An 11,360-nucleotide genomic window follows, 5' to 3' on the forward strand; every position below is an offset into this window, starting at 1 on the left:
GAGTCCATCAAAATGTCCAAAAATACCTGCCAAGTCTGCGGCCAACCCGCCACTGTGCGCGTGGAGGCCAGCCTCAATGGCCGCCGCACCACCATGCTGTTGTGCGACGAGCACTACCGCCAACTGGTGCGCCAGCAAAAACGCACCATTTCCCCGCTGGAGTCCCTGTTCGGCTCACGCAGCGGTCTGTTCGAGGATTTCCTGGGCAGCGACTTCTTCCGCCTGGGAGGCGAGGCCCTGGCGCCGGCAGGGGCGGACGACGATGAGGTCGTCGACGCCAGCTTCGGCACGCCGGCAGCTGCTGCGGGTGAGCGTGCTGCGCCACGTCGCCGTGCCTCCGGCCTGGCTGGGCGCATCAGCGAGCAGTCCGAAGCGCTGCTGCAGGACGCGGCCCGTCTGGCCGCCGAGTTCGGTCGCTCCGAGGTCGATACCGAGCACCTGTTGCTGGCGCTGGCCGACAGCGACGTGGTCAGGACGGTGCTGAACCAATTCAAGATCAAGCCGGAAGACCTGCGCCGCCAGATCGAAGCCGAGGCCAAGCGCGGCGACAAGCCCTTCGAAGGCGAGATCGGCGTCTCCCCGCGCGTCAAGGATGCGCTCTCGCGGGCCTTCGTGGCCTCCAACGAGCTGGGGCATTCCTATGTCGGGCCCGAGCATCTGCTCATCGGCCTGGCTGAAGAGGGTGAAGGTCTGGCCGCCAACTTGCTGCGCCGCTATGGGCTTACACCCCAGGCCCTGCGTCAGCAGGTGAGCAAGGTGGTGGGCAAAGGCGCTGAAGACGGCCGCGCCGAAGCACCCTCCAACACGCCGGAGCTGGACAAGTATTCGCGCGATCTGACCAGGATGGCGCGCGAGGGCAAGCTCGACCCGGTGATTGGCCGCGCCCAGGAAATCGAAACCACCATCGAGGTGCTGGCGCGACGCAAGAAGAACAACCCGGTGCTGATCGGCGAGCCGGGCGTGGGCAAGACCGCCATTGTCGAAGGGCTGGCGCAGCGCATGGTGGCGGGCGAAGTGCCGGAGACCCTGCGCGACAAGCGCCTGGTCGAGCTCAACATCAATTCGCTGGTCGCCGGCGCCAAGTACCGCGGCGAGTTCGAGGAGCGCGTGCAGAAGGTGCTCAAGGAAATCACCGAGCACCAGGGTGAGCTGATCCTGTTCATCGACGAGGTGCATACCATCGTCGGTGCGGGTCAGGGCGGTGGCGAAGGCGGGCTGGACATCGCCAACGTCTTCAAGCCGATGATGGCGCGCGGCGAGCTCAACCTGATTGGCGCCACCACGCTCAACGAGTACCAGAAGTACATCGAGAAAGACGCGGCGCTGGAGCGGCGCTTCCAGCCGGTGATGGTGCCCGAGCCCACGGTGGCCCAGGCCATCATGATCCTGCGCGGCCTGCGCGATACCTTCGAGGCGCACCACAAGGTCAGCATCTCCGACGAGGCCATTCTGGCCGCCGCCGAGTTGTCGGACCGTTACATCACTGGGCGCTTCCTGCCGGACAAGGCCATCGACCTGCTCGACCAGGCCGCAGCCCGCGTCAAGCTCTCGGCCACGGCGCGGCCGGTGGAGGTGCAGGAACTCGAAGCCGAGCTGCACCAACTGCGGCGTGAGCAGGACTACGCCGCCGCGCGCAAGCAATATGACAAGGCGGCGGAACTGGGCAAACGCATCGAGGCCAAGGAAGCTGAACTCAAGACCCGGCAGGAGGCCTGGGAACGCGAGCGTGCCTCGGGAAGTGCCGAAGTCAAGGCCGAGCATGTCGCGCAGATCGTCTCAAGGCTCACTGGCATCCCGGTCAACGAACTCACCGCCGAGGAGCGCGAGAAGCTGCTGCACCTGGAGCAACGCCTGCACCAGCGCGTGATTGGGCAAGACGAGGCGGTGCGCGCGGTGTCCGACGCCGTCCGTTTGGCGCGGGCCGGTCTGCGTGAAGGCAGCAAGCCGGTCGCCACCTTCCTCTTCCTGGGGCCCACTGGCGTTGGCAAGACGGAGCTCGCCAAGGCACTCGCCGAGGCCATTTACGGCGACGAAGACGCCCTGCTGCGCATCGACATGTCCGAATACGGTGAGCGCCACACGGTGGCACGTCTGGTTGGCGCGCCTCCGGGTTACGTGGGCTACGACGAGGGTGGCCAGCTCACCGAAAAGGTCCGCCGGCGGCCCTACAGCGTGGTGCTGCTCGACGAGATCGAGAAGGCTCACCCGGATGTCTACAACGTGCTGCTGCAGGTGTTCGACGATGGCCGCCTCACCGACGGCAAGGGCCGCGTGGTGGACTTCACCAACACCATCATCATCGCCACCTCGAACCTGGGTTCGAACATCATCCAGCGCAACCTGAGCAAGCGCGGTGAATCACCCGAGGCCTACGAGAAGACCAAGACCGAGGTCATGGACGTGTTGCGCGGCCACTTCCGGCCGGAGTTCCTCAACCGCATCGACGAGATCATCGTCTTCCACGCCCTGGGCAAGGACGAGATCCGCCATGTGGTGGGCCTGCAGCTCGACCGGGTTGCGAGGAATGCCGCCACGCAGGGGGTGACGCTGACCTTCGACGAGACCCTCATCGACCATCTGGCCGAAGAAGGCTACAAGCCGGAATTCGGCGCCCGCGAACTCAAGCGGCAGATCCGCACCCAGGTGGAAACCCTGCTGGCGCGCGAAATGCTGGGCGGCGGTGTGCGCTCGGGCGACCATGTTCGTGTGCGCTGGGACGCCACTGCCGAGCGGGTGGTGATTGAACCTGTGCTCCCCGCCGAGGCAGAAGCAGGCGGTAACGCCAAGGCATCAGATGAAGAAGACCAGCCCAGAACCGACAGCAAGCGTCGGACCAAGAAGAAGGCGGATGACACGCCGGCTTGATGTCATGACGCATGGACGATGTATTTGTCCATGCGTCATCGACAAGCTCCATCAAGCTTGAATCCCGACATGACCAACAACGAGCTGAGTGTAACTACGCCTTGTGAGGAAAAGAGCATGGAAAAGGCTGCGCCGACTTTATGTCTCCTCAATACCAACTGGAAGTGGGTGGCGCTACGCGCGGCGTTGGCCCTGGTGTTCGGCCTGATCGCCTTGTTCTCACCGCTATCGGCAGTCTACGCGCTGACCTTCGTGTTCGGCGCCTATGCATTGCTCGATGGCGTGACGTCGATCGTGATGGGCGTGAAAAATGCCCGCAACAAGGTCGAACGCTGGTGGTCCCTGGTGCTTCGGGGGGTACTTGGCGTTTTTGCTGGTGTTGCCGTGGTGCTGGTGCCGTGGGCGGCAGCCGTGGCCCTGGTGATCTTCAACTGGGTGATGCTGTCGCTGTGGTCGATCAGCACCGGCGTGATGGAGGTGGCTGCTGGGCGCCGCCTGCGTCAGGAGCAGGCGAAGGGCAGCGGCTGGCTCATGGCCAGCGGCGTTCTCAGCGTCGTTCTCGGTGCTGCCGTGCCGGTGGTGCTCATCATCGATCCGGCAGCAAGCATGGTCGCGATGGGCCTGATGATGGGTGTTTATGCGCTGATGGCGGCTGGCCTGTTGATGGGGCTTGCGCTCACCTTGCGAAAGGCCAGCGATACGCGGTCGGCCTGACGTTCGCTGTTAATCGGGCCAGCGCCGAGCGCTGGCCCGATCACTCGGCTGCGTTTGCGTCGGACGCTGGATAGAACAAATCGAAATCATAAGGAAAAGACGACCATGAAAATCGTACCGTCCCTCATGGGCCCCACTCACCTCACTGCAGCAGATTGGGTCGCGCTCCTGGAGTCACTGCTGCGCAAGGAAGTCATGCCGCTGCTCGAAAAACGCAATGCTGCCGACAGTGCGCTGCATGCAACCCTGAGTCAGCAGAAGCGTGGCGGCGACCTGTTTGTGACCTCGCTTCGCCTGAGCCTGCCGGGCAAGAAAATCGTCGTGGTTCAGGGGCAGGGGAGCAATCCCAGGCAGGCTGCCACACAGGCGGTGGAGCGCCTGTTTCGCGAAACCAGGCGCCATTTCGATCGGTTGAGCGGGCAACACCAGTACAAGCGAAAAGCCCGTAGAGAATTGCTGAAACAACTCAAGGCCAAGATCGATGCCTTGCCGCAGGCAGTCATTGCCGAAGGCAATGCCGGCATCGAGCCATTGCTGGAGCGCCTCAAGGCCGTTGCGCGCCGTGAACTTGCCTACCTGCGCGCGGTGGGCGACCTGCCCATGGACTACCCGACAGTGCAGGATGTCGTGGATGAGGCCGTAGCGGCCGCTCGCGTGTCCTGGGTTTCGGGCCGTGATGAAGATGCAGTCTACCGGCAGCTGCTCAAGAATCTTTTCAAGGCGATTGACCGGGAAGTGGCGGCCAGCCGCGTCTACCAGGAGAGTGTTCCCCTGGACGCACCAGCGCCTGCGGACGCCATGCAGCAGGCCGAGTCCATGGTCGAGGAGGAGATCTACGAGTACTACCAGCCTGACGAGGAACTCAGCCTGGCCGACGTGCTGCCGGCTGAGGGGTTCGATCCTGAAGCATCCGAGCCAAGTCAAGCGGAGATCGATGCCGCCAGCGAACAGGCGTTTGCATTCGAAGTGCTCAAGGATCTACCGATTGGATGGCGCCGCTCGCTGCTGCTTGCCGAGCTCGACGCGATGAACGCGGCGGCGATCGCGGAGATACTGGATATCACTGAGGAGCGCGCGCAACAGTGGGTGATGCAGGCCAACGCCTTCGTTTACGCGCGCCTGACGGATGCAGGGATCGTCGGCATGGAAACGGGTCGGGTCTCGGTCTCCGCCGTGTTGCGGGCACTGCGCTGAGCGTCACCGGCGCCATGATTTCGCCAGTGGCATCATTGATCGCCAGGATGCCCCGCGATGCCTGATAGCATCGCACTGTGGAGTGCGTTGATCTCCGGCGCCGTCGCGCTGGCTGGCATCGGCCATGCGCTGGTGTACAAGCGTGACCCGAGGTCAGCCACCCTGTGGGTGCTGGTGATCGGTATGCTGCCCATGCTGGGCACGCTGCTATACCTGCTGTTCGGCATCAACCGCTACCAGCGGCGTGCGCGGCGCTGGCGCTCGAACGTGGTACATGGGGCTACCGATAGCCTTGGCCCCACTGTTCCGGAGCCGTTACAGCTCCTGGCCGCCCTTGGGCGGCAGGCGACCAGCCTGCCGCTGACCTCGGGCAACCGCATCGAGCCCCTGGTCAACGGCGAGCAGGCCTACCCGGCCATGCTGGCGGCTATCCGACAGGCCAGCCACAGCGTGGCCTTGATGTCCTATATCTTCGATGGTCAGGGCATCGGCGAGGCGTTCTTCTCGGCGCTGGTGGATGCCCATCGGCGCGGCGTGCAGGTTCGCGTGCTCATTGACGATGTGAATGTGCGCCTCTCACGGCAGTCTGCCTATGGCGCGCTCAAGCGGGCTGGTGTGCCGGTGGCGGCATTCAATGCCACGCTGATACCCGCCCGGCTGCACGCGGTGAATCTGCGCAACCACCGCAAGATCCTGGTGGTCGATGGGCAGACCGGCTTTACCGGGGGTACCAACATTTCCCAGCCTTACTGGCGGCCAGAAGCGCCCGAACAGGCCTTCCGAGACCTGCACTTTCGCATCGAAGGCCCGGTGGTGGCCCATCTGCGCGACTGCTTTGCCCGCGACTGGTGCGACACGACCGGTGAAGCACTGGATCGGGAATTCTGGGGCGAGATGCCGCAACTGCCCATTTCGGAAGGCACATGGGCCCGCGGCATCGAAGCCGGGCCCGATGAGTCCATCGACCGGCTGCGCTGGATATTCATGGGGGCGCTGGCCTCAGCCCGCCATTCGGTACGCATCTGGACGCCCTATTTCGTACCAGACCAGGCCATCATTGCAGCCATCGCCACCGCGGCCTTGCGCGGCGTGCAAATCGACATCCTGACGCCTGCGCAGAGTGACCACGCCTTCGTGCAGTGGGCGGCGCAGGCGCATTACTGGCAGGTGCTGGAGCATGGCGCGCGGGTGCATCAGCGTTCGGGGTCTTTCGATCACAGCAAGCTGGTGATCGTGGATGAGGCCTGGGTCTGTCTCGGCTCGGCCAACTGGGACGCACGCAGCCTGCGGCTGAACTTCGAGTTCAACGTCGAGGTGTATGACGAGGCACTGAGTCGCAGGTTGGCCGATCTGTTCGACCACGCCAAGTCGCAGGGCGTACCAGTGACGCGCGCGCAGCTGGCCCGCCGGCCCTTGGTGGTCAAACTGCGCGACGGCTTTGCGCGGCTGTTTACACCCGTTCTTTGAGAAAAACCTTATAGGCCGAATGCATCTCACCGCGGGCCAATGAAACTCAACCAGATGCTTCCCGTGACGTTACTCGAACTCAACACCTTCAACGAAATCGCGCTGTTGATCGGCTTGGCCACGGTGCTCGGGATCATTGGCATGATTCTTCGGCAGCCGATGATCGTGGCCTTCATTGCGGCGGGTCTTCTGGCGGGGCCGGACGTGCTGAACATCGTCCGCTCGACCGAGGCGGTTTCGCTGTTGAGTCAGATCTCCATCGCGGTGCTGCTGTTTCTCGTCGGGCTCAAGCTCGACACCGGGCTTGTCCGCAGCCTGGGGCGTGTGGCGGTGGCTACCGGTCTTGGGCAGGTCGCGTTCACGTCTGCGATCGGCTTTGTGCTGTGCCTCGCCATGGGGCTCGACTGGTTGACGTCGCTTTACGTCGCGGTGGCGCTGACGTTCTCCTCCACGATCATCATCGTGAAGTTGTTGTCCGACAAGCGAGAGGTCGACTCGCTGCACGGAAAAATCGCGCTGGGTTTTCTGATCGTGCAGGACCTGTTCGTTGTCTTCTCCATGGTCGTGGTTTCTGCACTTGGCTTCAATACGCCAGATGTCCATCCTGAAGGCAGTCTTTCCAGCCTTCTCATCGGCACACTGGGCCTGCTGGCGCTGGCCTGGGCATTCATTCGGCATTTGGCCGAACCATTGATGCGCATCATCAGCCGCTCGGGGGAATTGCTGGTCATCTTTGCAGTGGCCTGGTCGGCCGGACTTGCAGCGATGGCAGACGCCATCGGGCTTGGCAAGGAGTTGGGTGGCTTGTTGGCAGGCGTGACGCTCGCCTCGACGCCGGTGCGCGACCTGCTGGTAGCCAGACTGGCGCCGCTGCGCGACTTCCTGCTGCTGTTTTTCTTCCTTTCCCTCGGCGCCGGAATGGATCTTGGCTCGCTTGGCGAGCAGGCAGGGCCAGCGATGGTTCTCTCGATTTTCGTGCTCGTCGGTAATCCGCTTATCGTGCTCGCCATCATGGGGTTCATGGGGTATCGAAAACGCACAGGTTTTCTTGCGGGGCTGACCGTGGCGCAGATCTCCGAGTTCAGTTTGATATTCATGGCGATGGGTATCTCGCTGGGGCATGTCGGGCCCGAAGCAATGGGGCTCGTCACGCTCGTTGGGCTGGTGACAATAACCTTGTCTGTTTACATGATCACCTGGTCACACAAGCTCTATGAGGTGTGTGCGCCGTTCCTCACGGTGTTTGAAAGGCGCAATCCTTTCCGTGAGATCGCTGAGGACACGCCGGGCGCTGAAACGCGTCCACATAACGTTCTTGTGCTGGGCCTCGGCCAATTCGGACTGCGAGTCGCCAGTGGTCTCAAGGCTGCAGGCCTGCGTCCCCTGGGCATAGACTTCAACCCCGATGCGGTCAGATCCGCGCGAGACGCAGGCTTCGATGCGATTCAGGGTGATGCTCACGACCCCGAATTTCTCTCTCATCTGCCTCTTTCGAGTTTTATTGCCGCGATTTCAGCGACTCCTCGGATTACCGAGGTGCTGACCGAGGCAGATGGTCACGCTGCTGCAACGATGGCGCTGCGCAGCCTGGGGTTTGAAGGCTTGATTGCTGTGACGGTGGAGGGGCACGAGCGTTCGGACCGCTACCGCGCACTCGGGGCGGACCTGATTCTTGCCCCGTTCGAAGATGCCGCGGATGTTTCGGTCAATCGTCTGCTGGACATGCTGGGTGCACGAAGCACCAGTGCCGTGAATGAGGCGCCACAATGAAGTGGCGCTTGCATTCGCGAGGCAAATTCATGCAACTCGAAAGTTCAATGAGGTTCAACCCATGAACGAAACCCTGCAAATCGCCTGCCCACACTGCCACAGCCTGAACCGGGTGCCCGCAGACCGCCTGGCCGATCAGCCCAACTGTGGCCGGTGCCAAGGCCCGCTGTTCGACGCCAAACCGGTGGATCTCGACGCGGCGAGTTTCGCCCGCCATGTCGAGCGCAGTGACCTGCCTGTGTTGGTTGATTTCTGGGCACCATGGTGCGGCCCCTGCAAGATGATGGCGCCGCAGTTCGAACAGGCGGCAAGAATGCTCGAGCCGCGTGTTCGGCTGGCCAAGCTCAACACCGAAGCGGAGCAAGGGCTGGCGGCGCGCTATGGTATTCGCAGCATTCCCACTATGATCCTGTTTTACGGTGGCCGTGAAGTCGCCCGCCAGAGCGGCGCGATGGGGGCGCAGGACATCGTGCGTTGGGCGGCCGCACAATTGCCGCGATGATTCAGGAGTTCTCAGGCCGGTACGCGCAAGGCCTGATTTGGGGCAACCAGAAAGAGATCATGACTTATGCCGAACGGACCCCGGAACACAGGCTTTGACGAGATCCGTGAGCAGTGGCGCTTGATGACGTTTTACGAGCGCTTCGAGCACGTGATTGCCGTCATGTTGTCGGGAATCATTGCGGTGGTGATCGTGATCTCACTGATCCAGTTGATTCGTATCGTGTTCACGCTTCTCGTCGTGGACGCATTGAGTCCACTGGATCATTCGGTCTTCCAGCTGGTGTTCGGTTCGATCATGACCTTGCTGATCGCGATGGAGTTCAAGCACTCGATCATCAAGGTGGCAATGCGCAAGGAAAGCATCATCCAGGTCAAGACCGTCCTGCTGATCGCAATGCTCGCGCTGGCCCGCAAGTTCATCATCCTCGACCCCAGCATCGATGCCGCCAAACTGGCCGCGCTGGCGGGAACGGTGCTGGCTTTAGGGGCAACCTACTGGCTCATGCGCGAGCGGGACGACCGGCTGGATCACTAAGCCGGTTGCTCAACGCCGAGTGGTCATGCCCCAGGTTGCAGCGTGACTACGACTTCGCGGGTGTCTTCCCCCCTGCGCACGGTCAACCGTACCGTGTCGCCCACCCTGAAGTCGTCCAGGCGAGCCAGCAAGGCGGGGGTAGAGTTGACGGCTTTGCCTTCGACCGCCGTGATCACGTCGCCGCCAATCAAGCCCTCAGCTCCTATCCGGACACCGGTCAGACCAGCCTTGTCCGCCGCGGAGCCCGGTGCCCCAAGTTCGACAGTTAGCGCCGTAACTCTTTGATTTGCCGTTATCCGGCGCTCGAAATTGGCTCTACAGCCCCGCTTCGCGGGGTTGCGGCACCTTGAGTTGGTCGAACAGCGCGCGTTGCGTGGCGTCCATTTTGGTCAGTCCGCTCACCGAGGCTTCGCCGATGCGCGCCTTGTGCAGCTGCACGTGGCGCAACTTCTCGAACGCACGCTCGACACTGAGACCCGCGCCGCCGGCCTTGAGGCGCATGCGCATGACCCGGTGGAGCAACAGCGCCAGGAAGCACACCTGGCTGTGCGCGCGGATGCGCTCGGGCAGTCGGTGGTAGACCGGGGCGATCTCGATGTCGCTCTTGAGCACGCGAAAACCGCGCTCGATGTCGGCCAGGCTCTTGTAGCGCGTGATGGCCTCAGCGGCCGGCAGGTCCTTGGCGTCCAGGCTGGTCAGCAGGACCAGCTTACCGTCCAGGATCTCGGCGTCGGCCAGCGCCGCGTCGTTACGGCTGTAGCAGAAGCGCTCGGCATGCAGGTCGGCCTGGACGAAGGCGGTGAGCTTCTCGTCGAGCACCCGGCGCATGAAGCGGCTGAAGGCGCCGCGATCGCTGGCTCGGCGACCCGAACCCGCTTCGCCCTCGTCCTGGGCATCGAGCTTCTTCGCAAGGGCGTCGCCAAAGGCCTCCAGCGCCTCAATGCGCGCGCGACGCTTGGCGGTCTGCACCTTGGCACGCTCGGGATCATGCGCCACCACCAGACGCCGACCCTGGAACACCCCTTCGGCGACACCATCCCGAAACCTGAGCCCACGCACCAGGTCGGGCATCTCGGCATAGCGCCTGGCCGGCACCGCCAGGACGTAGTCCAGGCGACGCCCCTCAGGCAGCGCCAGCGCTTCCAGTTCGGCCACGTCGTCCAACGACAGCAGGCCGCGGTCGGCCACCAGCACGATGCGCTGGATCGGGTACTGCGACAGCACCCGCTGCACCATCGGCAGCAGGGTCGACACCTCGCCGATATCGCCCTCGAACACCTCGAAGTCCAAGGGCAACCCGTCGGCGCTCTGGATCAGGCCCAGCACGAACTGGCGGGCGATGCCGCCGGTCTCCTTGGGGTGCCCGAACCGGCGCACATCGTCTTCGACCGTAGCCTCACCGTGGATGCGCACCGTGGTCAGGTCGTAGAACACCACCGAGACCTCGGTATCGAGCAGCGGCTTCAACACCCGCGCCATGCCGCGCCGCAAGGCCTCACGGGCATCGTCGAGCGCATCCAGCGCGCGCAGCAACTGCTGGTGATGGACCCCGGACAGATCCAGCCCCGGCATCACCACCCCGTCCAGCCAGCGCAACACGCCAAGCTTGGAATCGGGATCGCAGATGCGGTTGAACACCATCAGCCGCACCAGGGCCTCGGCATCGAACTGCCGGCGCGAGGAACGAAGCGCCCGGCGCAAGGCATCCTCCAGGCCTAACGAGCGACACAGTTCGGTCAACACCCAGGGGCCGCCCACTTCGCGGGCGGCCTCGAACTCCGGCGTCCCCAGCGGTGGGGTCTGGAAACCGGTGAGCCGGCGCAGGCTGGCGCAGAGCGCATCCACCTGCTCCTTGGACAGCTGGTCGGCGCGGCCGAGCTGGGCGATCTGGCGATGGCGGGTGCGGCCATCGGCGTCGCGATAGGCCTCGATCAGGCGCAAGTAGGTGTGCTTGCCGGAGCGGGAGGCGCGGATGAACATGGCACTGCATGATACGCGCAGCAAGCCACGTATATCAAGCGCTGAAGTTATCCACATTGGCACTACAGCGATTTCGCGAAAATCACCCTCCAGCCCGCATGGCTACGTTGGCCGATTCGCGAAAACCGGCTCGAACTGTCGAACTTGGGCGGTGCGACCCGCAGCACGAAAACCCCCTCGATACCGGTCGCGCGAGCGAGCCGTCGATTCAGCCCCTCATCTACCTCAATGCCTAACAGCTTGTTGAAATTCTCCCGCGCCAGAGCTTGCTTTCAAGCCCTCTGTTTGCGATATCGACCTCAGCCATAGTGAGGGTGTGGGATGCGTGGTG

The 11,360-nt window shown here is 63.3% G+C and carries 9 protein-coding genes; 7 read left to right on the top strand and 2 right to left on the bottom strand.

Going from position 1 to position 11,360, the window contains the following annotated elements; all coding sequences use genetic code 11:
* The first annotated feature begins 12 nt into the window (after positions 1-12).
* The 7 genes from clpK to HNQ58_RS12520 all read left to right on the top strand — a co-directional run bounded on the left by clpK (position 13) and on the right by HNQ58_RS12520 (position 9,049).
* Entirely contained in the window at positions 13-2,865 is a 2,853-nt protein-coding gene (clpK, locus tag HNQ58_RS12490; RefSeq protein WP_183949261.1) for a heat shock survival AAA family ATPase ClpK, read from the top strand.
* A 69-nt stretch (positions 2,866-2,934) separates the two neighbouring features.
* Positions 2,935-3,579 (top strand): HdeD family acid-resistance protein, encoded by a 645-nt coding sequence (locus tag HNQ58_RS12495; RefSeq protein ID WP_183949262.1) that lies wholly within the window; start codon positions 2,935-2,937, stop codon positions 3,577-3,579.
* Between the two features lie 105 nt (positions 3,580-3,684).
* Positions 3,685-4,773: a hypothetical protein gene (locus tag HNQ58_RS12500; RefSeq protein ID WP_183949263.1), complete on the top strand. Its 1,089-nt coding sequence runs from the start codon at positions 3,685-3,687 to the stop codon at positions 4,771-4,773.
* A 57-nt stretch (positions 4,774-4,830) separates the two neighbouring features.
* Positions 4,831-6,240, top strand: coding sequence for a cardiolipin synthase (cls, locus tag HNQ58_RS12505; RefSeq protein ID WP_183949264.1), 1,410 nt, complete (start codon positions 4,831-4,833; stop codon positions 6,238-6,240).
* 39 nt (positions 6,241-6,279) lie between these two features.
* On the top strand, positions 6,280-8,010 hold the full coding sequence (locus HNQ58_RS12510) for a cation:proton antiporter (protein WP_221301295.1): 1,731 nt from the start codon (positions 6,280-6,282) through the stop codon (positions 8,008-8,010).
* Positions 8,011-8,071: 61 nt separating this feature from the next.
* Entirely contained in the window at positions 8,072-8,512 is a 441-nt protein-coding gene (trxC, locus tag HNQ58_RS12515; protein ID WP_183949265.1) for a thioredoxin TrxC, read from the top strand.
* A 123-nt stretch (positions 8,513-8,635) separates the two neighbouring features.
* Entirely contained in the window at positions 8,636-9,049 is a 414-nt protein-coding gene (locus tag HNQ58_RS12520; RefSeq protein ID WP_425504181.1) for a phosphate-starvation-inducible PsiE family protein, read from the top strand.
* Between the two features lie 23 nt (positions 9,050-9,072).
* Here the strand turns inward: HNQ58_RS12520 and HNQ58_RS13640 are convergent, their stop codons facing one another.
* Positions 9,073-9,345, bottom strand: a complete 273-nt coding sequence (locus HNQ58_RS13640; protein WP_183949269.1) for a PDZ domain-containing protein — start codon at positions 9,343-9,345, stop codon at positions 9,073-9,075.
* Positions 9,346-9,364: 19 nt separating this feature from the next.
* Entirely contained in the window at positions 9,365-11,029 is a 1,665-nt protein-coding gene (locus HNQ58_RS12530) for an IS1634 family transposase (protein ID WP_425504182.1), read from the bottom strand.
* Between the last annotated feature and the right edge of the window lie 331 nt (positions 11,030-11,360).

This window comes from Rehaibacterium terrae (assembly GCF_014202935.1).
GTDB lineage: Bacteria > Pseudomonadota > Gammaproteobacteria > Xanthomonadales > Xanthomonadaceae > Rehaibacterium > Rehaibacterium terrae.

Excerpts from the sequence above, each read along its gene's own strand:
- clpK (WP_183949261.1), top strand. The coding sequence starts at position 13 with ATGTCCAAAAATACCTGCCAAGTCTGCGGCCAACCCGCCACTGTGCGC.
- HNQ58_RS12495 (WP_183949262.1), top strand. The coding sequence starts at position 2,935 with ATGACCAACAACGAGCTGAGTGTAACTACGCCTTGTGAGGAAAAGAGC.
- HNQ58_RS12500 (WP_183949263.1), top strand. The coding sequence starts at position 3,685 with ATGAAAATCGTACCGTCCCTCATGGGCCCCACTCACCTCACTGCAGCA.
- cls (WP_183949264.1), top strand. The coding sequence starts at position 4,831 with ATGCCTGATAGCATCGCACTGTGGAGTGCGTTGATCTCCGGCGCCGTC.
- HNQ58_RS12510 (WP_221301295.1), top strand. The coding sequence starts at position 6,280 with ATGAAACTCAACCAGATGCTTCCCGTGACGTTACTCGAACTCAACACC.
- trxC (WP_183949265.1), top strand. The coding sequence starts at position 8,072 with ATGAACGAAACCCTGCAAATCGCCTGCCCACACTGCCACAGCCTGAAC.
- HNQ58_RS12520 (WP_425504181.1), top strand. The coding sequence starts at position 8,636 with ATGACGTTTTACGAGCGCTTCGAGCACGTGATTGCCGTCATGTTGTCG.
- HNQ58_RS12530 (WP_425504182.1), bottom strand. The coding sequence starts at position 11,029 with ATGTTCATCCGCGCCTCCCGCTCCGGCAAGCACACCTACTTGCGCCTG.